Source organism: Cupriavidus pauculus, assembly GCF_008801835.1.
Lineage (GTDB): Bacteria > Pseudomonadota > Gammaproteobacteria > Burkholderiales > Burkholderiaceae > Cupriavidus > Cupriavidus pauculus.
The window spans coordinates 136,809-160,885 of record NZ_VZOW01000010.1 but is presented as its reverse complement, the minus strand read 5'-3'; the positions used below and the strand labels follow the sequence as shown (position 1 = coordinate 160,885).

Annotated in this window: 20 protein-coding genes and 1 pseudogene; 18 read left to right on the top strand and 3 right to left on the bottom strand. The window is 61.6% G+C overall.

The features are described from left to right. Positions 1 to 146: 146 nt before the first annotated feature. From F7R19_RS13510 to F7R19_RS13455, 12 genes are all read left to right on the top strand, one after another. Entirely contained in the window at positions 147 to 1,244 is a 1,098-nt protein-coding gene (locus F7R19_RS13510; protein ID WP_012248116.1) for a CaiB/BaiF CoA transferase family protein, read from the top strand. A 123-nt stretch (positions 1,245 to 1,367) separates the two neighbouring features. Continuing rightward, positions 1,368 to 2,606 carry a thiolase family protein gene (locus F7R19_RS13505; RefSeq protein WP_012248117.1) on the top strand — a complete coding sequence of 413 codons (1,239 nt, stop codon included), beginning with the start codon at positions 1,368 to 1,370 and terminating at the stop codon, positions 2,604 to 2,606. 64 nt (positions 2,607 to 2,670) lie between these two features. Next, positions 2,671 to 4,224 (top strand): class I adenylate-forming enzyme family protein, encoded by a 1,554-nt coding sequence (locus tag F7R19_RS13500; protein ID WP_012248118.1) that lies wholly within the window; start codon positions 2,671 to 2,673, stop codon positions 4,222 to 4,224. A 90-nt stretch (positions 4,225 to 4,314) separates the two neighbouring features. Next, positions 4,315 to 5,076 carry an SDR family NAD(P)-dependent oxidoreductase gene (locus F7R19_RS13495; RefSeq protein WP_012248119.1) on the top strand — a complete coding sequence of 254 codons (762 nt, stop codon included), beginning with the start codon at positions 4,315 to 4,317 and terminating at the stop codon, positions 5,074 to 5,076. A gap of 134 nt (positions 5,077 to 5,210) precedes the next feature. Further along, the gene (locus tag F7R19_RS13490; protein ID WP_012248120.1) at positions 5,211 to 6,011 is read left to right on the top strand and encodes an ABC transporter ATP-binding protein; all 801 of its coding nucleotides are present in this window, start codon (positions 5,211 to 5,213) and stop codon (positions 6,009 to 6,011) included. Positions 6,012 to 6,019: 8 nt separating this feature from the next. Further along, positions 6,020 to 7,975, top strand: coding sequence for an AMP-dependent synthetase/ligase (locus F7R19_RS13485; RefSeq protein WP_209159056.1), 1,956 nt, complete (start codon positions 6,020 to 6,022; stop codon positions 7,973 to 7,975). After that, the gene (locus tag F7R19_RS13480) at positions 7,972 to 8,856 is read left to right on the top strand and encodes a branched-chain amino acid ABC transporter permease (protein ID WP_012248123.1); all 885 of its coding nucleotides are present in this window, start codon (positions 7,972 to 7,974) and stop codon (positions 8,854 to 8,856) included. The genes F7R19_RS13485 and F7R19_RS13480 overlap by 4 nt, the downstream gene beginning before the upstream one ends. A 3-nt stretch (positions 8,857 to 8,859) precedes the next feature. Next, positions 8,860 to 9,912: a branched-chain amino acid ABC transporter permease gene (locus F7R19_RS13475; protein WP_012248124.1), complete on the top strand. Its 1,053-nt coding sequence runs from the start codon at positions 8,860 to 8,862 to the stop codon at positions 9,910 to 9,912. Positions 9,913 to 10,067: 155 nt separating this feature from the next. Then, positions 10,068 to 11,249 (top strand): ABC transporter substrate-binding protein, encoded by a 1,182-nt coding sequence (locus F7R19_RS13470; RefSeq protein WP_223505854.1) that lies wholly within the window; start codon positions 10,068 to 10,070, stop codon positions 11,247 to 11,249. Positions 11,250 to 11,306: 57 nt separating this feature from the next. Next, a complete protein-coding gene (locus tag F7R19_RS13465; RefSeq protein WP_041862736.1) occupies positions 11,307 to 12,095 on the top strand; it encodes an ABC transporter ATP-binding protein in 789 nt (262 codons plus the stop codon). Between the two features lie 26 nt (positions 12,096 to 12,121). Continuing rightward, positions 12,122 to 12,919, top strand: a complete 798-nt coding sequence (locus F7R19_RS13460; protein WP_041862737.1) for an enoyl-CoA hydratase — start codon at positions 12,122 to 12,124, stop codon at positions 12,917 to 12,919. Between the two features lie 54 nt (positions 12,920 to 12,973). Then, complete coding sequence (locus F7R19_RS13455; protein ID WP_012248128.1) at positions 12,974 to 13,738, top strand: SDR family NAD(P)-dependent oxidoreductase; 765 nt, start codon at positions 12,974 to 12,976, stop codon at positions 13,736 to 13,738. 22 nt (positions 13,739 to 13,760) lie between these two features. Here F7R19_RS13455 and F7R19_RS13450 read toward each other — a convergent pair whose 3' ends face one another. Then, positions 13,761 to 14,705, bottom strand: a complete 945-nt coding sequence (locus F7R19_RS13450; RefSeq protein ID WP_012248129.1) for an NAD(P)H-dependent flavin oxidoreductase — start codon at positions 14,703 to 14,705, stop codon at positions 13,761 to 13,763. A 358-nt stretch (positions 14,706 to 15,063) separates the two neighbouring features. Between F7R19_RS13450 and F7R19_RS13445 the strand changes: the two genes are divergently transcribed. From F7R19_RS13445 to F7R19_RS30175, 5 genes are all read left to right on the top strand, one after another. Beyond that, complete coding sequence (locus F7R19_RS13445) at positions 15,064 to 15,774, top strand: TetR/AcrR family transcriptional regulator (protein ID WP_012248130.1); 711 nt, start codon at positions 15,064 to 15,066, stop codon at positions 15,772 to 15,774. 51 nt (positions 15,775 to 15,825) lie between these two features. Beyond that, entirely contained in the window at positions 15,826 to 16,503 is a 678-nt protein-coding gene (locus F7R19_RS13440; protein WP_012248131.1) for a hypothetical protein, read from the top strand. 24 nt (positions 16,504 to 16,527) lie between these two features. Beyond that, positions 16,528 to 16,905, top strand: a complete 378-nt coding sequence (locus F7R19_RS13435) for a hypothetical protein (protein ID WP_012248132.1) — start codon at positions 16,528 to 16,530, stop codon at positions 16,903 to 16,905. 442 nt (positions 16,906 to 17,347) lie between these two features. Next, positions 17,348 to 17,554: a DUF6494 family protein gene (locus F7R19_RS13425; protein WP_041862738.1), complete on the top strand. Its 207-nt coding sequence runs from the start codon at positions 17,348 to 17,350 to the stop codon at positions 17,552 to 17,554. A gap of 761 nt (positions 17,555 to 18,315) precedes the next feature. Then, positions 18,316 to 18,729, top strand: a complete 414-nt coding sequence (locus F7R19_RS30175; protein WP_050978206.1) for a peptidoglycan-binding domain-containing protein — start codon at positions 18,316 to 18,318, stop codon at positions 18,727 to 18,729. A 1-nt stretch (position 18,730) separates the two neighbouring features. Here the strand turns inward: F7R19_RS30175 and F7R19_RS13415 are convergent. Both F7R19_RS13415 and F7R19_RS13410 read right to left on the bottom strand, forming a co-directional pair. After that, a pseudogene (locus tag F7R19_RS13415) lies at positions 18,731 to 20,283 on the bottom strand (IS3 family transposase). A gap of 35 nt (positions 20,284 to 20,318) precedes the next feature. Then, positions 20,319 to 20,537: a hypothetical protein gene (locus F7R19_RS13410; RefSeq protein ID WP_223505856.1), complete on the bottom strand. Its 219-nt coding sequence runs from the start codon at positions 20,535 to 20,537 to the stop codon at positions 20,319 to 20,321. A 533-nt stretch (positions 20,538 to 21,070) separates the two neighbouring features. Between F7R19_RS13410 and F7R19_RS13405 the strand changes: the two genes are divergently transcribed. Further along, positions 21,071 to 24,013: an autotransporter family protein gene (locus tag F7R19_RS13405; RefSeq protein WP_170292591.1), complete on the top strand. Its 2,943-nt coding sequence runs from the start codon at positions 21,071 to 21,073 to the stop codon at positions 24,011 to 24,013. The last annotated feature ends 64 nt before the right edge of the window (positions 24,014 to 24,077 follow it).

Here is a 24,077-nt window from a genome sequence, read left to right as displayed (position 1 = left end):
AACTATTTTCTTCCAATTGGAAAGTCAAATAATTATGTGGTAATTTATCTTACCAGTCGGTAGAATCAAAACTCGAATTCTCTACCGTGCTGTGGAGTTCACAAGTTCGGATCGGTGGCTTTTTTGTTTCGCATGAGAGGAAAGCAATGATTCTCCCGCTTGAAGGCATACGTATTCTTACCCTGGCCGAACAGTATCCCGGGCCGTTCGCCACTCTGGTGGCTGCCGATCTCGGCGCCGAGGTAATCATCGTTGAACGAAGCTCCGGAGACCCGGCGCGCCAATATCCTGGCTTTCACGCGTCACTGAACCGGAACAAGAAGTCGGTGGTGCTGGATCTGAAGACGGAACAGGGCAAGGAAAGTCTGCGTAGTCTGATACGTGACGCCGACGTCCTGATGGAGGGATATCGGCCCGGGACTATGGCTCGCCTCGGATTCGATTACGCCGCCACAGCCACAATCAATCCACGCATTGTCTATCTGTCGATCTCGGGATTCGGGCAAACCGGCCCTTACCGCGATCGGCCGGCACACGACTTGTCATATCAGGCGCTGGCCGGCCTCCTGTCTCGCCAGGCGAAAACCGGCCGAATCGAAGCACCGCCGGACCTTGCAATCGGCGACCTGTCATCCGCAATATTCGCATTGACCGGCATGCTGTCGGCCCTGCTGCGCCGCGAGCGCACCGGCCAGGGTGCATATATTGACGTTTCCATGACTGACTGCTTGGTTTCATTGATGACCGCCATGCTGGCGCCGCGCATGAACGGCATGAATGAGGGTTTCGTCAACGATGAGCCAGGTTACGGCACGTTCGAATGCGCGGATGGAAAGTTACTGACGCTGTCAATCGCGCATGAGGACTGGTTCTGGCAACCGCTGTGCCCGCTGTTGGGTATGGACGACGTGGCCGCGTTGCGGCATCCAGAGCGCGTCGCCGAGCAGACCGTATTGCGAGCGCGAATCACAGCCGCTTTGAAGCACCGATCGCGAGAAGAATGGGGCGCCGAGCTAGACCGGGCCGGCATTCCGTGGGGAGCGGTCAATTCCCTGGAGGAAGTGGTCGCCGACGAGCATTTCCGGCATCGCGGCATGTTCAGGCAAGTGGCGCGTAACGACGGCGGTTCTTCTTGGCACGTGGCACAGCCGTTGGTATTCGGAGGCTTCCACCCGGGGCCGCTGACCGACGTTTCTCCCTTGGGCGCGGACACGGATGCCGTGCTGGCCAATCACAAAAGATAACTCATAAGTTAATACTAATTACCCGTTAGGTATGTTATTTACTCTGCGGTAAAAAATGTGTATGGTGTCTGCAAGGCCGTTGTGCAGACAAAGAAAACAATCTGGATGATGGAGGAGTGACACATGGAACAGATTTATGTGGTGGGCGTTGGCATGACGCCGTTTGGACGCCACCTGGATGTCAGCATGAAGGCCCTGACCCGACAGGCGGTCGAAGCGGCGTTGGCCGATGCGGGACTTGGCAAGGAGGCGCTGGAAGCGGCTTTTTTCGCCAATGCGTCGCAGGGCCACATGGAAGGCCAACACATGATTCGCGGTCAGGTGGCACTGCGCGCGATGGGGTTGGGTGGCATCCCGGTTGTCAACGTAGAGAATGCTTGCGCCAGCGGAAGCAGCGCTTTCACTCTTGCGGTTAACCACCTGCGCGCCGGAGCCGCCGATGTGGCGCTGGCAGTCGGCACTGAAAAGATGTACTCAGCGGACCGCGACCGCATGTTCTCGGTGTTTGACAGCGCCTGGGACGTGCACGAGGCCGAGCAGATCCGCGAGCGCTTGCTGCAACTTGGTGCGGGTGTCGCGGTCCCAGAGGGGAGCGTCTCGTCCAAGCCGTACAGCGTTTTCATGGATGTGTATGCTGCGTTCTCCCGCGCGCACATGAAGCGCTTTGGCACAACGCAAAGACAGCTTGCCGCGGTGTCAGCTAAGAATCACGCTCACTCCGTTCACAACCCTCTCTCGCAATATCGCAATTCATATACGACCGACGAGGTTCTGGCGGCCCCTCCAATTACCTATCCGCTGACCTTGCCGATGTGCTCGCCGATTTCCGACGGATCTGCCGCCGCCGTCGTTTGCACCGCAGCGGGCCTCAAGCGCTGGAATATCGACCCGTCGCGCGCGATCCGTGTACTGGCCTCGATCGTCCATACCGGGTCAGACCGTGAGGATGCCGAATACCGCAATCACTGCACCGCCCTGGCTGCGCGCCGCGCATACGAGCTGGCCGGCGTGGGGCCGCGCGACATCTCGGTGGCCGAAGTTCATGACGCCACCGCGATGGGAGAAATCATTCAGATCGAGAATCTCGGTTTCTGCGAGTTCGGTGAAGGCGGCCCATTTTCGGAGCGCGGTGAAACCAGCATTGGCGGTCGGATTCCGGTCAATCCCTCCGGCGGCCTGGAGTCCAAGGGACACCCTGTAGGCGCCACCGGTATCGCCCAGGTGCATGAGTTGGTGACCCAGTTACGCAACGAGGCCGGCGTCCGGCAGGTGGCCGGCGCGCGACTGGCGCTGGCTGAAAACGGTGGTGGGCTTCAGGGCATCGAAGAGGCGGTCGCCTGCGTCACCATCCTGGGTCGCTAAAACATCAATCGCAAGCTGCAAGTTGGCGCAGACCGGCGACGCAGCTTGGACGAGGAGACGAAAATTGCGTTTAGCAGATTATTTCGACGCGGCCGCGGCGAACTTTCCGCGCCATGAAGCCTTCGTGGATGGGCGAACACGCCTAGTCTACAAAGAGGCACAGGCAATGGTGCACGCCACGGCGCACGCTCTGACCCGTGAGCCGGGGCTACGCGACGGTGCTCATATCGCGATCTATGCGCCCAACGATTACCGCATAAGTTTGCTACAGACTGCGGTCAACCGGGCGGACATGGTATGGGTCGCATTGCATACGCGAAATTCACCCGCCACCAATCTGGCGATGCTGGGATACGCCGACTGCGACCTGATTTTTTTCCATAGCAGCTTCGAGCATCTTGTGCCGTCCTGGAAGGCTGACCTGTCGCAAGTGCAGCGCTTCATCTGCATCGATCGGCCGTCCGAGCACGGGGAGTTCCTGGACACCTGGATTGCCGCACATCGCGAGCCGTACGTCGCTATGCCGGAAGACCCCCAGCGAGCGACGGTACTACAGCCGACCGGTGGCACGACTGGCCCGTCAAAGGGTGCGCTACATTCCCACCGCTCGCTGGAAATGACCCTGATTTCCATCTTCGATATGCTGAAGATTGACTCGGGCTCTCGTATTCTGGCCGTCGCGCCTCTGACGCATGCCGCCGCCATGATCACCTTGGCCGGCGCCGCCCGCGGCGCTTGCACGGTGGTGCTGCCCGGCTTCGACGCGCAAGCGGTTCTGGCCACGATCGAGCGCGAGCGCATCACCCATCTATTCATGCCGCCTACCGTCGTGTACGCCCTGCTCGCGACGCCGCAAGTCGCGATGACGGACCTAAGCCCGCTACGTTGCCTGGCAGTCGGCGCCGCCCCGATTGCGCCGGAAAAGCTGAAGGAAGCGGTGCGGGTGTTCGGGCCAGTGATTTATGAGGTGTACGGCCAGAGTGAATGTCTGTTTCCGGTAGTGGCCAAGCAGCCGGAGGACTACATCCGTGCAGACGGCAGCTTCGATGAGGAGGCGCTACGCTCAGCCGGGCGCGCCGTTCCCTATGCCCGCGTCGAAATCATGGACGACGACGGCAAGCTGCTCGCTCCCGGCGAAAAGGGCGAGATTGTGGTGCGATCTTCGATGGTGATGAAGGGCTATTACAAGAAGCCGGAGGAAACGGCAGAAGTGTCTGGATTCGGCTGGCATCACACCACTGACGTCGGCATCAAGGATGCGCGCGGGCTAATCACCATTGTCGACCGCAAGAAAGACATGATCGTCAGTGGAGGGTTCAACGTCTTTCCGAGCGAGATCGAAGCGGTGATCAACACTCATCCTGCTGTTTTGGACTGCGCCGTTGTCGGCGTGCCCGACGAGAAATGGGGTGAGGCGGTGAAGGCGGTAATCCAGCTGAAACCTGGCCATCAGGCTAGCGGCGATGAACTCATTTCTCTCTGCAAGCGCGAGCTCGGCAGCGTCAAAACACCGAAAAGCATTGAATTCTGGGACGAACTGCCACGCAGCGCTGTCGGCAAAGTGCTCAAGCGCGACATACGGGAAAAGTACTGGCAGGGCCAGTGGCGCTCAGTGTAACTGATCGAGCGCCACTTCAATAGGAAAGGCGCGCCCGACCCGAGAGGCCGTTTCATAGACATTTACTTCAGACAAAAAGGAAATTAGTACATGAACGTCAACAACAAAGTCGCCGTCGTCACGGGAGCCGCTTCTGGCCTAGGATTGGCCACCTGCAAGGCCTTGGCCGCAGCGGGCGCCAGGGTGGTGGGCTTCGACCTGGATGCCAAGACTGTGCAGGCCGCGCTGGCTCCGGATATCAGAGGACTGGCGGTCGATGTCGCCAACGAGGCCGATATAAAGACTGGTATCGACACCGTTCTGGAGCTGCACGGCGCCATCCATATCGTGGTCAATTGCGCCGGCATCCTCGGCCCTTGCAAGACATTGTCGAAAGGCCAGATGTTCCCGACCGAATTGTGGGAACGCGTTATCGCTGTGAACCTGAGCGGCACCTTCAACATGATCCGCCATGCGGCGCTTGCCATGTCGCGCAACGAACCGGATGAGAGCGGCGACCGCGGGGTCATCGTCAACACCGCGTCCGGCGCCGCCTGGCAGGGCCAAATGGGGCAGGCTGCATACAGCGCCAGCAAGGCCGGCGTCATTGGCATGACCCTGCCTATCGCACGCGACCTGGCCGAGCATGGCATCCGCATGGTGGCGATCGCGCCAGGCCTATTCGATACCGGCATGGCGGCGGGCATGCCGCCTAAGGTGGCGGACAAGCTCATCAATAACATGGTGCTGTATCCGGCGCGCATGGGGCAGCCGGAGGAGTTCGCCGGCCTGGTGCGCCATGTCGTGGAAAACTCTTATATCAACGCCACTACCATCAGCATCGACGGCGGCGGTCGCGTCGGCACCCGTTAGCGGGGTCGCCACGCCGGAGGCGCTGGGAGGAGCGCCGGCAGAGAAGGAACTGCGGCACGTGGGCTACGCGCCGGCGCTGCGAATAAAACGACAGGAGACGAGATGAGACAAGGTATCAACGCAGCGGGGGCGGCATGAGCGCGCCCCGGGCCGCGACGCAAGGTGCGCCCGTGGTGCTGGCCGCGGAGGGAATCCGCATGGCATTCGGTGGCATCGTTGCGCTCGACAATGTGTCGGTCGAAGTCCGCGCCGACGAGCTGTTCGCCATCATCGGCCCAAATGGTGCCGGCAAGACTTCCCTGATGAATTGCCTGAGCGGATTCTATCGCCCGCAGCAGGGGCGGATACTGCTCAACCAGCAGGACATCAAAGGCAAGCCAGTCCACGAGATCGCGCGATCAGGGCTGGCCCGGACGTTCCAGGGTACACACATTTTTTCCGGCATGAGCGTGGTGGACAACATCATGGTGGGCCGCCACATCCACATGCGCGCCACATTGCCCGAAGCGTTTTTCTATTTCAACCGCACCCAGCGCGAAGAGTTCGCGCATCGCGAAATCGTCGAAGAAATCATCGAGCTGCTGGAAATTCAGTCGATCCGGCACCAGCCGGTTGGAAGCCTGGGTTACGGCTTGCGCAAGCGGGTCGATCTTGGTCGCGCCCTGGCGCAGGAACCGAAGATCTTGCTGATGGACGAGCCGATGGCGGGCATGAACTCGGAAGAGAAGGAGGACCTCGCCCGCTTCATCCTCGATGTGCGGGAGGCAAAGCGCATTCCAGTCGTGCTGGTCGAACACGACATGGGTGTCGTCATGGATCTGGCCGATCGCATCGCGGTGCTCGATTTCGGCCGCAAGATCGCGGATGGTACGCCCGCCGAGATCCAGGTCGATCCGGCGGTCTTGAAGGCCTATCTTGGCGACGGAGGAAAATGATGTTACCCATGTCAACGCTTCCGCAACTGCTCCAGCAGCATGCGGACCGGACGCCGGAGCGCCTGTCGCAGCGTCACAAATATCGCGGTATCTGGCGTGAGTTCAGCTTCGCCAAGGTCCAGGAAAACGTGCGCGAGCTGGCACTCGGCCTGCATCGACTCGGTATGCAGCGCGGTGAAACGATTGCCATCATCGGTGAAAACGAACCCGAGCACTTCTGGGCTGAATTCGCGGCTCAGGCACTGGGTTGCAAGGTCGTCTCACTTTACCCCGACCTGACAGCGGAGGAGGTTGCCTACGTTCTGGAAGACAGCGAAACGGTGTACCTATTCGCCCAGGACCAGGAGCAGGTCGACAAGGGCTTGGCTATCAGGGACCGTCTACCGCTCCTGCGAGGGATCGCCTATTGGGACGATACCGGCATGTGGTCCTATCGCGAGGATGTGCTGCGCACGGTGGCCGGATTGCAGGAGGAGGGCCGGCGCCTGCATCGCGAACAGCCTGAGCTGTACCGTGCCTTTTTGCAAGAGGGCAAGCCCGACGACATCGCGGTGCTTTCGTACACTTCAGGGACAACCGGCAAGCCCAAGGGCGTGATCCTGAGCCACAAGTACCTGATCGACAATGCGCAGCGCGTCATCGACGCCACCGGCGCCAAGCCGGGCATGGAATATCTCACTTATATCGCTCCAGCCTGGGCGACCGAGCAGATCATCGGCATCACGCTCGGCGTAGGCCTGCCCTTCGTGGTGAATTTTCCGGAGGGGCCGGAACAGGTGCTGAGCAATATCCGCGAACTGGCAGTGGAAGCGATGGTGTTCGCGCCGCGCCAGTGGGAAAGCCTGGCATCGACCATGCAGGCGCGCATGCTTGATGCCGGCAAGATCAGCCGCCGCGTCTACGAGTGGGGCCTAAGCGTGGGCCACGAAGTCAATGTCGCACGCCTGGAGGGGCGGCCGATCAGCACGCGAGCGCGGCTGGCATTCCCGCTGGCCGAGGCGCTAGTGCTGCGGCCGTTGCGCGATCAACTGGGTCTGACCCGCCTCCGGATTGCCGGCTGCGGTGGTTCGACCATGGCGCCGGACGTGTTTCGCATGTTCCATGCGATCGGCGTGCCTTTGCGTAACATCTACGGATCAACAGAAACCGGCCTGCTGACCATGCATCAGGGCGACTGCTACGACCTGGAAACGGTTGGGCACTGGCTGCGCGCTCATCCCGATGCCGATGCGCCGCTGGAATGGCAACTGACGAAGGAAGGCGAGTTGCAGGTCCGAGGTGGCACGCACTTCCGCGGGTACTACCGGCGTCCCGACGCCTCCGCCGAAGAGATCGTCGACGGCTGGATCTGCACCGGCGACGCGGTCACGCGCAGCGGACGCGACGAATTGGTGTTCTTGGAGCGCATGAGCGATCTACGGCGCTTGGCGTCGGGGGAAAGCTTTCCACCGCAATTCGTCGAAACGCGGCTACGCTTCAGTCCGTTCATCAAGGACATCATGACGGTCGGCGACGCCACGCGCGAGTTCGTGGTGGCACTGATCAATATCGACATGAACGTGGTGTCGCGCTGGGCCGAGGAAAAGAATCTCAGCTTTTCCACCTTCACTGACTTGTCACAAAAGCCCGAAGTGGCGGACTTGCTGCGCACCGAGATACAGCGTGTCAATTCCTTCCTGCCGGCCCATGCGCGGGTTCGCCGTTTCGCCAATTTCCCCAAGGAGCTAGACCCGGACGAGGGGGAGTTGACGCGTACGCGCAAACTGCGGCGCGAATTCCTGGAGCAGCGTTACGCCGCCGTGATTGACGGTTTGTACGCCGGGGCCGATGCGGTCGATATCAAGATCCCCGTCACTTATCAGGACGGGCGCCAAGGCAGCCTGGCCGCCCAGGTAGCCATTCACGACAGCGAGACACCCGCGCAGCGGCACGGGAAAGCTGTCGTTCAGCGGAGGGTAGCATGATTGAGTTTCTGAATTACCTGATCAACGGCGCACTGATCGGCTTGCTGTATGCGCTGATCGCCATGGGTTTCGTGGTGATTTACCGCGCTTCCAAAGTGTTCAATTTTGCCCAGGGCGAGCTGGTCGTGTTCGGTGGCTTCCTGGTCTGGTGGATGGTCATGGAGCTCGGCCTGCCGATGTGGACCGGCCTGCCCTTGGCATTTGCGGCCGCCGCCGCATTCGGCCTTCTGATCGAGCGTCTGTTTTTCTCGCGCTTAGTCGGGGAATCGGTCTTCTCGATGGTGATGGTAACCATTGGCCTGCTGATCCTGATCCGCGGCGTCATCCTGGTTGCCTTTGGTCCCCAGGTGCGGCCGTTCCCCATCGTGTTTCCCCTGGCGCCAATCATGGTCGGCGACCTGCTGATTCCGCGCTCATTGTTCTATGGGGGACTTCTGACCATCGTCATCGGTTTCAGCCTGTCCTGGTTCTTCAACAAGACACGGGCCGGCCTGCGCATGACCGCAGTGGCGGAAGACCACCAGGTCGCGATGTCGATGGGAATCTCGGTGCGGCGCTCGGTGGCATTCGCCTGGGCCCTGGGTTCAGTGCTCTCGACCTTGGGTGCGATCGTTTACTTGAGCGGGAAATCGCTCAACCTGCTGACCTCGGAAATCGGCATGGCCGCTTTGCCGGTCGCACTCTTGGCCGGCCTCGAATCGATCGGCGGTCTGTTGCTGGCGGGGTTGCTGGTCGGCATCGTCCAAGGGCTGGCCATGGCCTACCTCGATCCCTTGGTGGGCGGTGCGGTCGGTTCCGTGCTGCCGTTCGTCATCATGCTTTTAGTGCTGCTGATCAGGCCAACCGGCATGTTCGGCTGGAAGACTATCGAGAGGGTATAAATCATGGATCCAGCAGGCGTATTCGCAACCAGCTTTGCCGGGGATCAGGCGCTGATCCGCACTTCCAAGCAGCGCTGGACCCTGGTTTTGTTCGCGCTGTTCATGATGGCCATGCCGCTGCTGTTCGAGCCGCGCATCGTCGCCATCGTGACCACCATGCTCATCACCGTGGTGGTGGTGCTCGGCCTCCAGATTAACACCGGCCTGGCGGGACAGATCAACCTCGGGCAAGCCGCGTTCATGGGCGTCGGCGCCTACACCACAGCAATCCTGGCCAGCAAGGCCGGATGGCCGATCTGGGCAGCGTTGCCGGTGGGCGGCGTGGCGGCGGCCGTATTCGGCTTTATCTTCGGCATGTCGGCGGTCCGCATCAAGGGCTTCTACCTGGCCCTGACAACGATCGCGGCTCAGATTCTGTTCCATTTCCTGGTGCTCAACCTGCCCGCTTCCTGGCTCGGTGGTTCGGCCGGCATCACAGTACAGCCGGCGGAGATTCTGGGGTTCCGTTTCGATTCGGACCGCTCGATCTACTACCTCTGCTTAGCGGTGGCGGCGCTTATGCTGTTCGGGGCCTACAGCGTGGCGCGAAGCCGGCACGGACGCGCCTTTCTGGCGGTACGCGACGACGATGTCGCTTCCGGGATGATGGGCATCAACGTGGTGCGAACCAAGGCCGTGGCATTTCTGCTGGGCGCCTTTTATGCCGGCATTGGCGGTGGCTTATGGGCGTATTACGTGCGCTTCGTCGCGGTCGATCAATTCACGCTGTTTCACTCAATCTGGCTAATCGCCATGATCATCGTCGGCGGCGTCGGCTCAATCACCGGCGCCCTGATTGGTGTGCTGGTGATCAAGCTGTCGCAGGAAATCATCAGTTCGGCCGGTTCCACCATCGTGGAGCTTGTGCCGTTCCTGGGTGGTGACATCGTATTCGCCGCCATGAACATCTTCCTGGGGGCGATGATCGCCGGCTTCTTGATTTTCGAGCCGCGCGGCCTGATGCACAGATGGCAAACCATCAAGCGCTCCTACCGCTTGTGGCCATTTCCCTATTGAAGAAAATGGGAGCGGCAAGATACGCCGTCTCCCTTGTCGGTGCGTTTGTTCAATAACTATCAAGGAGATGAAAAATGGGTGCTTTCAATAAAAAATTTAACAAACGTCCGGTCCAGTCGCGTGCTTGGATGTTCGCCGCGGCTGGAGGGTTAAGCATGTTGTTTGCCGCCGCCGGAGCGCAGGCCCAGACCACCTACAACCTCGCCGGGCTGGCCGATTTCACCGGCCCCTACGCCGACATCATGAAGGACGTCACTGGCTGTCGCCGCGGGGTCGTCGACTGGTGGAACTCCGAGGTCGGGAAGGAACTGGGCGTGGCGCTGAAGATTAAGGATTACGACACCCGCTACGACGTGGCGCAGGTGGCGAGCCTGTGGCCAGGGGCCAAATCGGAATTGAATCCGATCCTGGTGTTCGGCATCGGCGGACCGGAGGCCGCGGCGTTGCAGGAGCGCCTGCCTAATGACAAGGTGCCGATGATCATGGCCACCGCCGGCTACGGCTACGGCTGGAAGCCAAATCCCTGGGTTTTTAATGCGCGTCCCACCTATCCGCACGAAGCGACAGCCTTCATGGAGTGGTTCCGCAAGAAACGCGGCGGCGACGGTGCCCTGAAGCTGGGCATCATCTCCTCGGAAGCTTCGCCCGCCTACGTGGATATCCATAAGGGCATGGAGAAGTACGCCAAGGAAAACCCGAAGCTGTTGGAAGTGGTTGAAACCATCTACACCGAAGTGCAGCCGACGGACTTGACACCCCAGGTGGCACGCCTGGTGCGCAAAGGCGTGGAAGTCATCCAGATCCAGACCAACACGGCGGCGGTGGTAGCGACCCGGCGCGCACTGCAAAGCCTGGGCAAGACCAACATCCCCATCATGATGAGTGCCCATAACAGCCTGCTGGCGTCCGGCAAGGCCATCGGCGGTCTCGCGCAAATGGAAGGCAATTACGAAGCCTACGGCATGGCGATCCCGACCGAGGACAAGACCACGGCGCGCGGCTTTTATGAAAAGCTGCGCGACAAGTACAAGGTCACCGCCGGCTACAACGTTCCCTGCCTGATGGGCCTGAACCAGGCGATCGTGGCGGTGCGCACGATCGAAAACGCGGCAAAGGCGGTGGGTCCGACCAAGCTGACCGGCGAAGTCGTGCGCAAGACGCTGGTGACGACCCCGATCACAGCCGAGCAAAGCTTCGGCGTACTGCCGACGTTGACCTATTCCGAAGACGCGCCGTTTCCAACGCGCGGCCTGACGGTGAACATCGGCACGGTGCAAGGCGGCAAGTACACGATCGTGGACCAAAACGTGGCCGTTCCTGTCCTGAACAAATGGTAAGACCTGCGTGACGCGCCCCGCCCCTTGCGGGGCGCGTGAACTGCTTGGGAGAGACACTTGCTTGAATTGAATAACGTGGAAGCGCTGTACAGCGACGTCATCCTCGCCGTGAAAGGAATTTCGGCTAAGGTTCCGAAAGGGAAATGCGTAACCTTGCTAGGCGCCAACGGGGCTGGTAAAAGCACGACCCTGAAGGCCATTTCGAACCTGATCAGTTGCGAGGACGGCCGGGTTTCAGGTGGCGGCATTTCCTTCGATGGTGCGCCGCTGACCAATCAGGAGCCGGCGCACATCGTCCGGCACGGCATCGTGCATGTGGCCGAAGGTCGGCAGGTGCTGCGACACATGACGGTCGAGCAGAACCTTATCGTCGGCGGTCACATGGTGGGCGGCGCCGAGGCGCGCCGGCGCCTGGACCAGGTGTACCAGCGCATCGGCCGCCTCGCAGCTTTGCGCGGGCGTACCGCGGGCTATCTGTCGGGCGGCGAACAGCAGTTGCTGGTGATTGGCCGCGCCATGATGGCTGACCCCAAGCTGATGATGATTGACGAGCCTTCGCTAGGCCTGGCGCCGCTGATGATCGAAGAAGTGTATGCCTTGCTGGCGCAATTGAAGGCGAGCGGCCTCACGCTATTGATCGTGGAACAGAACACGCGCGTTGCGCTCGACTTGGCGGATTACGGCTACGTTATGGAAAACGGCCGCATCGTGCTTGAAGGCGCCGCCGCCTACCTAAAGGCGAACGAGGATGTGCGCGAGTTCTACCTCGGCCTCACCATGGATGGCGAACGCAAGAGTTATCGTGACATGAAGCATTACCGTCGTCGCAAGCGCTGGCTCGGCTGAGCTGGGAAACCATGGAGGAGGAAAGCATGACTGATTCGCAGGAGGAACTGGTTACCCGCTCGGACCGTGGCGCGGTGAGCTTTCTAGCCCTGAACCGGCCGCAGCGCGGCAACAGCCTGTCGGTGGCGATGATCGATGCACTGCACCGGCGCCTGCTCGAGCTGCGCTCAGAAACCGGCATCGGCGTGATCGTTCTGAGCGGTGTCGGGCAAAGAATTTTTTGCGCCGGGCACGACCTGACCGAGTTCAACGATGAAACGGACCCTGAATTCTTCAAGGCCGTTTCTGTGCGCTGCTCGGCCATGATGCAAGCGATGCGCGAGCAGCCGCAAATCGTAATCGCGCGCGTGGAAGGCGTCGCCACGGCCGCGGGCTGCCAACTGGTAGCCAGTGCCGACTTGGCGATCGCCGCCAGCGACGCCCGATTTGGCACGCCGGGCGTAAACATCGGCCTGTGGTGCCTGACACCGATGGTGGCGCTCGGGCGTGGCCTCCTGCCCAAGCACGCCATGCAAATGCTCGCCACCGGCCGTCTGCATGATGCCGAGTTTGCCTTGCGCGCTGGCCTGGTTAACCAGGTGGTGCCAGCAGCCGAGCTGGATGCAGCGGTTGCGGCACTGGCAAACGAGATTGGCAGCAAGTCCACATATACGCTGGCGCTCGGCAAGCAGGCGTTTTATCGGCAGTTGCCGATGCCGCTGGCGGATGCCTATGAGTACTGCGGTGAAGTGGTGGCACGCAACATGGCGCATGCCGACGCCAAGGAAGGCATCCGCGCCTTCGTGGAAAAGCGCGCTCCGCAGTGGATCGGCCGGCAGCCCTGAATCATCCCGAGGCGCTCGCCGCGGTAGCCGGCGCCCCTTCAATCATGGAAAAATATGATGGAAAACCTGTTTAGCCTGCACGGCAAAACGGCTCTCATCACCGGAGCCTCGAGCGGGATCGGCCAGCATGTCGCTGGCGTTTTTGCGCGTGCCGGCGCCACGGTGGTTTTGGCTGCGCGGCGCATGGATCGCATCGAGGCGGCAGTCGCCGCCTTGCGTGAGCAAGGCCACGCCGCCCATGGGATTTATCTCGATGTCACCCGGACAGAGACGATCGCGGCGGCCTTTGATCGTGCGGAGCAGCAGTGCGGAGCCCCCATCGATATCCTCTACAACAACTCGGGTGTCATCCACGTCAGCCCCTTCGTCGAGCAAAAGGAAGAGGAAATAGCGCGCATCTTCGATACCAACTTAAAGGGCGCCATGCTGGTCGCACAAGAGGCAGCACGTCGCATGCTGCCGCAGCGCGCGGGAGCAATCGTCAACATCGCCTCGGTGGCCGGCATGCGCGCTGGCGGCTGGCTCGCGAGCTATGCAGCGTCGAAGGCGGCGTTGATCCACTTGACTAAGGTGATGGCGCTCGAACTGGCGGCGAAGGGGATTCGTGTCAACGCGATTTGCCCCGGCACGATCGAGAGTGACATGCACGATGCCTTGAGCGATTTCCAAGAGGGTTTGCTCAAGCGCACACCACTGCGGCGCTTCGGCAGGCAGGACGACCTGGACGGCGTGTCTTTGTTGCTGGCGTCCGATGCAGGCCGCTACATTGTAGGTGCGGCGATACCGGTGGACGGTGGGCAGGCGCTGGCCTGGATGTGAAAAAGGGCGGGGGTGCGACTACTCAGACGGCGGATTGGTTGAACTCCTTGATCAGCGTCCTCACAATCTCGGCGGCCGGCTCGACGGTGCGCACCGTGCCCACTCCATGGCCGGCGCTCCAGATATCGCGCCAGCGCTTGCCTTCGCTTTCCTGACCAGGGATGCGAAAAATTTGGTCGTTGTCGTGCTCTGGATACAGGCCGTAGCGTTCCAAGCTGCTACGCAGGAAATTACCAGGCATGCCGGTCACCGCCGTGGTCAGGACGATGTCGTCCGCACTGCTAGCTGCCAACGTGCGTTTATAGTCTTCCGAGGCGAGACTTTCCTGGGCCGCTAGGAAACGCGTTCCCATGTAGACGCCATCAGCGCCGAGTAATTGCGCGGCCCGTATTGCCCGGCCATCCGTGATGCCCCCGGCCAGGACGACGGGGCCATCGAAAAAGCTGCGTACTTCCCGAAGAAAGGCGAAGGGATTGATCCACCCCGTGTGTCCCCCGGCGCCGGCGCACAATAGGATCAGGCCATCTACCCCCGCCTCGATGGCTCGGCGTGCGTGCTTGACCGTCGCCACGTCGCAATACACCTTGCCGCCATAGTCGTGTATTGCTCTGACTGCCGGTCCCGGGTTCCCGACGCTCGCAATGACCAGCGGTACACGATGCCGCACAAGGATGGCGAGATCGGTGTCACGCCTGCTGTTGCTTGCATGCATGATGAGATTGACTGCGTAGGGGGCCACGATTTGTTCAGGCTTTGCCGCGCGGGCAGCGGCGAGCGATGTCTCTATGTCCACGAGCCAATCTTCCAGTAATTCTGGCGTGCGGGCATTAATCGATGGGAAGGAGCCGATCACTCCAGCCTTGCAGCAGGCGGTTACTAGTTCGGGACCAGAGATGAGAAACATCGGCGCCACGATGACGGGCACGGCATGCGGTCGAGGAACATACGAGGAGCGATTGAATATCATGGATGAGCTGCCATTACTCAGTCTGTCAATGAATCCAGCGGCTGCTGACTTCCTGGGTACGCGGCAGTCATCCAAAATCTGCCTGGCATGAGCGTCAGCGTGCACTGGTATAAAATCTACTTATTAGTCAATAATATTACTATTCGGTTAGACATCCGTCCACAGCGACTTTCTAGTCTGAGCGCGACGGAAGGGTACAGGTTTCGCTCATCATTGGTGTTGATGTGGAAATGCAACTGCAACGTAGTGGAAAGCGCCTCTCGTAATAGGGCGCAGCGAGCCCGGGTCTTATAATTGAATCTTTGGTAGGGCCTTTTATCGGCAAGTAGACTGTCACCGCACAGCGACGAGGGAAAAAATGAAAAAGGTTGAAAGCATCATCGAACGCGCTGAGGCGAAGAAGGCGGGTACCAAGAGGAAGGCAATAGCGCCCAGACGATGGAACAATTTGGTCAAGAGCCAAGACGAGCAATACCAGTTGAAACGGCAGGCGGTGATCGCAGAGGCCTCGCGCGCGTTCGGACATCGTGGTTACCAGAACGTCTCGCTGGACGAGATCGCGAAAAGCCTAAATGTGACCAAGCCGGCCTTGTATCACTACTTCAAGAGTAAGCAGGAGTTGCTATACGAATGCCACAATCTCTCGATGGAGATCGGCGATATGGCGCTTGAGGAGGCGATGACAACAGGGAAAAATGGCCTCGAAAAACTTGAGAAGTTTGTGTCGATATACATTCGAGACTTTGCCAGCGAACTGGGAGCTTCCGCCGTCCTTCACGAATACAGCGGGATGACACCTAAAGACCGCAAGCAGATCATGGCGCGCCGTCGGCAATTCGATCTTCGCCTGCGCGACTTAATACAGGAAGGTATAGACGACAAAACTATTGCCGAGTGCAACCCGAAACTCGCCGTATTCTGGTTCATGGGCGCGATCACCAGCATTCCACGCTGGTACAGACTCGACGGCGATCTCTCCGGCGCCGACATCGCTCAAACTTTCGTTCACTTTCTCGTGAAGGGAATTCAAGGTCAGGGGTTATTTGACGGTGGTGAGTGCAGTACCTGAATTGAGCGGACATGGAAAGAGGTGGCCGATATATGAAGAAATGGTCGAGCCGTGTCCGATATCCGGTCAGACATCCGCTGGCGCGAAGACCTCCTGAAAGGCGGCCCGGTCGAGCGCCAATCCGTGCTGGATTTATATGCGCGTGTGGACCGGTGGACCGCACCCGTTGCGGTCGCCGATGATGCGACCCTCACCTGGGCGGAACTGACCAGCCGGCGCATGGGCGAGAAGCAAGCCATCGAGTCGCTGATGCAGGCCATTGCGAACGGCGCTGTGAAAGCCGTCGCACATGCTCGAACACTGGGCGAAATGTCCTTTCTGAGGGCGGACGTGTCACGGTATTTCGGCACGCCGCTGCTCGAGGCCGGCATGTCGATTCAGCAACTGGCCAAAGCGACAGGCTGGAAATGGGAGTCCATCGCGCACTGGGTGGACGAAGGGCTGCTGGCGTCCGAGTCGATTCAACGCCGTGGCCAGCCTTGCCGGGTCGTGTTGCCGCATCAGTTGCTGGCGTTCCGCCAGAGCTATATCCCGCTGGCAGACCTGGCTCGCTCCATGGGTACAAAGTCGTCAGCGCTGTCTCGCTTGCTGCCCGGCGTCGAACTGGTCGGTGCGAAACAGTTGCCAGATGGTGCCATGCGCGGCGGACTGATTCGAATCGCCGACCTCGGCCGGCTGGCGGTTATCGGCGCGAGAGCCGGACATGACCTGTTCGTGCCCGCGCCGTAGTTCCTTGTCCAGCAGGAGGCGGCCATGACGAATGAACATGCTATGCCGGAAGATTTCCTGCGGGAGACGCAGGCGGGCGCGCTTGCAGGCTCGCGTCCGAAACTGCTGCTGCGCAAAGTTGGCAATAAGTACTTTGCTGGTTTGACGCCTGATGAGTTGTACCAGCAGTATGCCGCGGGCAAAGACCTGGCGCAACAGCTTGCGGTCTACACCCAGCGCAAAATTGACACCAAAGGAGGGGGCTTCGATGAGGGCTTGCGCCGGGTCGAGTTGGGCGTCGAGAACAAGGTTCGCTCCGGCGCGTGGGATTTCTCTGCCGCAGAGAGTTCGTGGCGCATGTCACGCACACGGCAAATTCTGAAGGATGCAGACTTCCGCGCTGCCGGCGAGCCAAGCGATTAGCGGATTCTGGATTGACTGGCAGAAACCGTTGCTCTAACTTCGACCATCAATCTGCTCAAGCTGACTCGAACTACGACCCGCGCGAGAAAGCGCTTACACTAAGCGAGAAAAGGCGCGGTTGTTTTGAGTTTCGAATAAATGATGGTGCGGACAAACCGGGGAGGAAAATGATGTCATCAGACAATCGCATCGACTTGGACGTCGCACTTCGCAAGCTCCATGAACTCGCACTGGCAGACGGCGACCTAGGTTATGAATACTGGGACCAAGTCGGCCAGTTGCTTAGGCGGGCCGCTAGCATGCAGTCGCAAATCGACTCGCTGTCCCGGGAACTTGAAATGTGTCGGGCGCAGCAGGACAAATGGCCAACCGCTGCAACCCATACGAATCCCGTCCAGTAGAGAAGGGGGAGCGTGCTAAGGGGCATTTGGAAGAGGGAATCATGAACGAAGAAACATTCAACCTGAGTCTGCGCAAATTTCTGAAGATGGTGGGCGTCAGCTCCCAGAACGAAATCGAGAAAGCGGTCGCCAGCGCGCTGGCCGAGAAGGCCATAACCGGGAATGAAAAGCTCCCTGCCACGATGACGCTTGAGATTGCCGGCGTCAAATTGAATGTGACATTCGAGGGCACTATCGCTCTGGAGTAGACAGGGAGTGTCCGTGACGGCGCGCCCAGTAGGTAGGTGTGCTGAAAAACCATGAGCCACGGGGCAAGCCGTTGGCCACCATGATTTCCACCCACACTGTGGCACTCCGATAAGCCCATAACAGGCTCTAGTGTTCAGACATAGCACGCAGTAATCCGCTACTTTTCAGACAAAACAAGCGGTAATCAACTACTTTTCAGACATTTTTACCCAGCATCGCTGGGTAATCGAGTGCTTTTCAGACATCGAGGGTAGGTTTACGCTGTCAAGGCGTCCTTGGTCAATCTGTCCAAAATTCCGAGTTACCAGGCTGGGGCGGAATCTGAGGTGGGAGGAGCGGCCGCCCGGGCAGAAAAAGCCACATGTCTGTGTTGTACGTGTGCCACCACCAGCAACGGGCCAGAAGCGCCTGCTCGTGCCCGCCGCTGGTTTACGGACCAACCCCGTGCGCTATGCCGCTTGACGCAAGTCTGCTGCCGGCTCGACAATCATCGGTCATGATCCCACGGCCTTCTTCTTGCACGCGCTTACTCGTCATCACGGCGGCAGCATTCTTCAGTCTTGCCTTACCTGCGCATGCACAGGCCACGTCAACGGAGCCCGGGCTTCGCCTGACTTCCGCTCGGACGACGGCTTCCGAGGCCGCCGCGGCGCAAACGCCAGGCCCTGCGGCGCGCCACAGCGCACCCACGGGGGCCCAGGCCGCCACGCTGCGTGCGATCGGCGGGTCAGGGTCACTCACGCAGGAGCTGCGCTACCGCGTGAAGTCGCCGCAAGTGCGCGAGTTGCAGGTGCGGTTGCGGCTTGCCAAATACCTTGCGCTGTACGATGTCGACGACCGCTTCGGCATGCTCACGCGAGAGGCGGTGCTGAAGTTTCAACGCGACAACGGATTCCGCGCCACCGGCATGGTCGACCAGCAGACCTGGGACACGCTGCTACTGCGCTCGCGCGTGCCGACCGAAGCCGAGCTGAACAACACCGACGTCGGTTCTTGGTTCACGGCGCCGGAGCAGACCGGTTATATGAGGGAGTTGCAGCACCGGCTGCGCCAGGTGGGGCTGTACCAAGGCGCGGTCGACGGCACATTCAACGACACCACCCGGCGGGCGATCGAAGCTTGGCGCGTCCGCATGGGCTTGCCCGCGGCGTCTGTCAAGGCAGTTGGAACCTGATTCATGCGGCCTCTAATACTGGATCGGTGTCTTGCTCATGTTGATCCGGCTCGGGGTTGAGCCAGACGCTGCCGATGGGCTGCCAGTTGCGTAGTTTTCCCGACCATCGTGCTGGGTGGCGTTGCCTGGCTTGTTGGTACAGGCGCTGTCGGGCTTGCAGAATGGGGGCATCCAGGCCCGCATGACGCTGCGCCGGAGCCAAGTAGCGAATGGCGCTGTGGCGATGCTCATGGTTGTACCAGTGGATGAACTGATGCACCCACAGGCGTGCGGCCTGCACGCTTGCAAAGCCGTCGATCGGGTAACCGGGCCGGTACTTGCAGGTGCGGAACAGGGCCTCGGAATACGCGTTGTCGTTGGATACCTGGGGTCGGCTGTGCGAGGCGGTAATGCCCAGCTTCTCGAGCGTGACCTGCAAGGTCGAGCCTTTCATGGCGCTACCATTATCGGCATGCAATACCAGGGGTCGGTGCTGACACTGCTCGCGCAGCACGGCGCGCTGGATGATGGTGGCACTGTTGGCCATGTTCTCCGATTCAAACACCTCGGCCCCGACGATTTTCCGGCTGTAGATGTCCAGGATCAGATACAGGTAATAGAACCGGCCGCGGATACGCGTATGCAGGTACGTGACGTCCCAGCTCCAGAGCTGGTTGGGTGCGTCGGCACAGTGGCGCCGTGGTGCGCCAGCGTGACGTGGCGCGCGCGCCCGGCCACGGCGGTGCTGCTCATCGGCTTGGCGCAGCACGCGATAGAAGGTCGACTCCGACGCCAGGTACCGGCCCTCTTCATCGAGCAGCCGTACCACGATCTGCGCCGGCGGCAGGCTGGCGAACTCGGGACGGTGGCAGGCCTGCAGCACGGCCTGGCGCTCGGCGTCTGTCAGTGCATGCGATGGCGTGGCATGTATGGCGTGCGGGCGTCTGTCCTCATCGCCCGTCGCCCAGCGACGATAAGTGTTCAAGCCGATACCGAGTTCGATGCATGCGCTCTGCAAGCGTGCACCGGCCTGGCGAGCCTCATCGACCAACGCTACAGCTTGACGGCGATCCTGGGCATTGGTCATTCTTCCTCGTCCCCCCAGATCGCCCGGGCTTTTTTTCGCAAGGTCAGCAATGCTGCCGTCTCAGCCAGCGCGGCGTTCTTGCGGCGCAGCTCGCGCTCCAAATCGCGCGTGCGGCGACGTTCAGCCTTGAGCGCGTCGGCCTCCTGCCGGGCGGCGCTCTGGCTCTGCGCGTTGGCCTGCTCGCAACTCGTTCGCCAGCGGCGCAACTGCTCGGCATACAGTCCCCGGCGCCGGCAGTACTCGGCCAGCTCCACTTCGGACAGCGCAGCGCTTTCCAGCACGGCGTTGAACTTGTCCTGCGAGCTCCAGCCCTCGCTGTCCGACGCCTGGTCTGGCAACAAACGGCCCTGGCCGCGGGCCTGTTTGCGCCAGTTATAGATCGTGGCCTCGGAAATGCCTTCTTCGCGTGCCAGGTCGGAGACCGTGCGGTTGTGCGGGGCCAGTAACTTCTTCAGGATGGCTTCCCGGCGTTCTGCGGAATACTTCATCGGAACCTTCTCTTTGCCCCCAATGGTTTGGGACTCTAACAGCAACTGAGGTTCCAACTATTCTGACAGCGGGGGCGGCGCAACTGCCCCAGATTCGCCAGCGGACTGATGCCCTCGGCAGAGCGCAGCATGCGCAGAACCTGCCAGCCATTGCGCTCCAGCGGCGTGAGGCGGGCATCGAGCATAAGCGAGGCCGGCGTAGTGAACAGGGCGTCTTGCCCCAGCGGATTGTGGCGGTTGTGATGGTCTGCCATGGGAGTTCTCCAAGGTCTGGGCCACAGCGGCCCGTTCCCCTGCATCTCATCGCGTACCGTTCAAGGCGTCAGCCAACAATGCGGTCTGCGCCATAGCCGATTTATCCGGCTGGGCGCGGCGCTGGCACCGGTAGCCGGACTGATCTATCATCCCGATACCCCCATGGGGGTACAACTGGGGGTACTTCCAGCGATTCCCGCAAAGGCCGTGGCCCGATTTCCCCGCGAAACCTAGCATTCACGGCCCTTTGCCGACCGATCAACGTTTAAACGTGTGATCAACGTCTAAGCGTCTTCGCTCCCCACGAAAAAGCCCGGCAAACGCCGGGCTTTTTTTGTCTCGACGTCAGCCCGCAGACACTGATCGGCGCCTGAATGCAAGGCGTGCTTCGACGTTGCCAGAAGCTGGCGCGTCACTAGTTTGTCGCCTGCGCGACGCCTATGCTCGTTTCGATTTGTGAACGAGGAGCAGGCCAATGCAGGACGGCGTTCGCAGGCCGAGTGGGTCTCCATGTCGCCAGGCGCGCTGGTACTTGCTCGCGCTGTTGCTGTGCATGGCGTGGAGCATGCCGGCGCAGCCGTGCTCGCTCGGATCGCCCAACCAGTTGCGCGCGGACGGCTGCACGGCGATCGTGCCCGCCAACCAGACTTACGATACCGGCACGGTCGCTCTGGCCTTCGGGCACGCGTTCTATGCCACCGGCGCAGGCGTGATCGTCGCCACCGCGGGCGGCCTGCAGTTGCGCACTGGCGGCGCCGAAGCCTACGGCATCGAGGCCGATTCGAAATCGTCGGTAACCGTGGACGGCGCCAGCATCGCCATCACGGGCGCCAATTCGCGCGGCGCCGTGGCGCGCAGCGGATCGTCGGTCAGCCTCGCCAACACCACCATCGACGGCAGCGTCGGCGATCGACAGGTCGGCGCGCAAGCGACCACAGGCGGTGCGGTCCAGCTGACCGGCGTAAATGTGAATATGTCAGGGACCGGCGCATACGGCGTGGCCGCCAACGGCGTGGAGTCGGTGCTGGTGGCGCGCGACGTCACGATCCACATGAGCGGCGCGCGCTCGACGACGGGCGCGACGGGTGTGGTGTCCGAGAATGGCGCCGATGTGCTGGTGATCGGCGCCAGCACGATCACGACGGTGGGCGACGATTCCTACGGCGCGTTCGCGCAACCGGCCGGCGTGGGAACGTCGCGGCTGGCGATCGATGGCCGCGAAGGCCGGGTGGAAATCCGCACTAGCGGCTTGCGCGCCCACGCGCTGTTCTCCCGTAGCACCGCCGATGTGTTGCTGGGCACCCAGATCGTCGCCGTAACGAACGGCGATGATGCCGAAGGCGCACGCGCCGAAACCGGCGGCAGATTGCTGCTGGTCAACGGCCTGGTGCAGACCCGCGGCGCGAACGCGGCGGGGTTTCACGCGATCGACGCGGGCAGCCAACTGGTGTCGCAAGGCGCGGGCATCTCCACGCTCGGCAGCCAGTCGCACGGCTTGTTTGCCGAATCGGGCGGCGGGGTAGAAGTGGGCAATGCAGCCGTGATCACCAGCGGCGCGGGATCATCGGCGATGTACGTGACCGGCGTCGGCAGCTATGGGCTGGCAGACAGCGCGCGACTGAACACCCAGGGGAGCGCCGCGCATGGCGTCATGCTCGAAGACGGCGGCACGATGACACTGCGCGCATCGAGCGTTCGCGCCGAATCGGCGGACAGCGTGGCGTTGATGATCCACGGCGGCGCACCCATCAGCCTGAGCGCCACAGATACGTCATTCGCCTCGTCCGGCACGACGCTGGCGGCGCGCAACGGCAGCGGCGTGCTGAACCTGTCCGGCGTAACGATGACCGACAACAACGGCGTGCTGGCCGATCTCGACGCGGGCAGCGTGCTCGCGCTGTCGGCCACGGCTGGATCGCGCCTGGCCGGGGACGTGATGGGCGCCGGCAGACTGTCCGTCACGCTGGACGCCGGTTCGGCATGGACTGGCGGCGGCACTAATCTCGGCGACGTGACCCTCGGATCGGGATCGGAATGGAACGTGACGCGCGCGTCGGCCGCATCGGCGCTGACGCTTGCCGGCGGCACGCTGACCTTTGCGCCGCCCACCGTCAACGGCTTCAAGACCCTTTCGGTCGGCACGCTACGCAGGGCGAATTCGAGCGGCCTGTTCGCCGCGGATGCCCGCGGCAGCACGCTGGTGCTCAACGCCGTGCTTAACGAAGGCGGCGCGGGCACACAAGCTGATGAACTGCGTGTCGGCGCCAGCGCCAGCGGCGTGTATCGCCTGCTGGTGCAGCCCGCGGGCGGCACGGGCGCACTGACCAGCGGCGACGGCATCCGGCTGGTTCATATCGGCGCTGCCAGCCCCGATGTGGCGTTCAAGCTCGCCAATGGTCCGCTGCAGGCTGGCGCTTACGAGTACTTCCTGTTACGCGGCGGATCGAGCGGCGCGGACGACTATTTCCTGCGCACCAACTTTGCAAACCCGGGCCAGCGGCCGGAACCCTCGTACCGCCCTGCCGCCATCGGCTACATGTATGCGCCCGCGCTGATGCGCGAGTTCGGATTCGCGACCATCGGCACCGTGCACGAGCGCGTCGGCGACGCCGCCATCGCCATTGCGGAAGGCAACGCATCGACATCGACCCGCAGGGGCTGGGCGCGTGCCGCCGTGCAAACGCTCGACCAGCGTGGCGGCGGCGCCAGCTACAACAGCACCATGTTCTCCATGCAGGGCGGCGTGGATGTGTTTCGCCGCGCGCGCCCGGACGGCAGCGGCAGCCAGGCCGGCGTGACGCTACGCCTGGGCAGCGTCGATACCAATACCTCGTACGCACCGCGCACTCGCGTTGGCCTTGGTGCATCGACGGGATCGATTTCCACCAGCGCGATCAGCCATGGCGGCTACTACACGCACTATCTTGGCGACGGCACGTACGTGGACCTCGCGGGCGAATTCAACTACTTCGAGCATCAATACCAGGACGTCTATGCGACGCAGGCGCGCCAGAAAGGCTACGGCGTCACCGTGTCCGCCGAGACGGGCAAACCGCTACCCATCGGCAACATCTGGCGGCTGGAACCGCAACTGCAGATCGCCTACCAGTTTCTGCATGCGAGCAGCTTTGGGGACGCCATCTCGCAGGTGTCCGGCGGCAACGACAATGCGGTGCGGGGTCGGCTTGGGCTGCGGCTGTTTCGCGACGGGGAGGTCGACAACCCCGAAGCCGGTCATTTCCGGCCTTACATGACGGTCGATCTGCTGCGCGACTTCACGCCGCTGCCGGTGGTGTCGATGGCCGACGCATCGCTGCGGCCCGATCTGGCAAGAAACTGGTGGCAAGCCGGCGCAGGCGTGACGCTGCAGATGACAAAAGCCGCGCATCTGTTCACCGATCTGAAATACCAGCACGCGTTTGGCAACGGGCGCGACGGGCTGGCGTTCCGCGCGGGAATGTCGTGGCGATGGTAATGCGCGCGCGCCGCGTTTCGTTGCTCGCCGCCGCGCGCGGTCGTGGACTCGGTTGTAGGATCGC

Bases quoted from the DNA above. Each gene is read 5' to 3' on its own strand.
- F7R19_RS13510 (WP_012248116.1), top strand. From the start codon at position 147: ATGATTCTCCCGCTTGAAGGCATACGTATTCTTACCCTGGCCGAACAG.
- F7R19_RS13505 (WP_012248117.1), top strand. From the start codon at position 1,368: ATGGAACAGATTTATGTGGTGGGCGTTGGCATGACGCCGTTTGGACGC.
- F7R19_RS13495 (WP_012248119.1), top strand. From the start codon at position 4,315: ATGAACGTCAACAACAAAGTCGCCGTCGTCACGGGAGCCGCTTCTGGC.
- F7R19_RS13490 (WP_012248120.1), top strand. From the start codon at position 5,211: ATGAGCGCGCCCCGGGCCGCGACGCAAGGTGCGCCCGTGGTGCTGGCC.
- F7R19_RS13485 (WP_209159056.1), top strand. From the start codon at position 6,020: ATGTCAACGCTTCCGCAACTGCTCCAGCAGCATGCGGACCGGACGCCG.
- F7R19_RS13480 (WP_012248123.1), top strand. From the start codon at position 7,972: ATGATTGAGTTTCTGAATTACCTGATCAACGGCGCACTGATCGGCTTG.
- F7R19_RS13475 (WP_012248124.1), top strand. From the start codon at position 8,860: ATGGATCCAGCAGGCGTATTCGCAACCAGCTTTGCCGGGGATCAGGCG.
- F7R19_RS13470 (WP_223505854.1), top strand. From the start codon at position 10,068: ATGTTGTTTGCCGCCGCCGGAGCGCAGGCCCAGACCACCTACAACCTC.
- F7R19_RS13460 (WP_041862737.1), top strand. From the start codon at position 12,122: ATGACTGATTCGCAGGAGGAACTGGTTACCCGCTCGGACCGTGGCGCG.
- F7R19_RS13455 (WP_012248128.1), top strand. From the start codon at position 12,974: ATGATGGAAAACCTGTTTAGCCTGCACGGCAAAACGGCTCTCATCACC.
- F7R19_RS13450 (WP_012248129.1), bottom strand. From the start codon at position 14,705: ATGATATTCAATCGCTCCTCGTATGTTCCTCGACCGCATGCCGTGCCC.
- F7R19_RS13445 (WP_012248130.1), top strand. From the start codon at position 15,064: ATGAAAAAGGTTGAAAGCATCATCGAACGCGCTGAGGCGAAGAAGGCG.
- F7R19_RS13435 (WP_012248132.1), top strand. From the start codon at position 16,528: ATGACGAATGAACATGCTATGCCGGAAGATTTCCTGCGGGAGACGCAG.
- F7R19_RS13425 (WP_041862738.1), top strand. From the start codon at position 17,348: ATGAACGAAGAAACATTCAACCTGAGTCTGCGCAAATTTCTGAAGATG.
- F7R19_RS13410 (WP_223505856.1), bottom strand. From the start codon at position 20,537: ATGGCAGACCATCACAACCGCCACAATCCGCTGGGGCAAGACGCCCTG.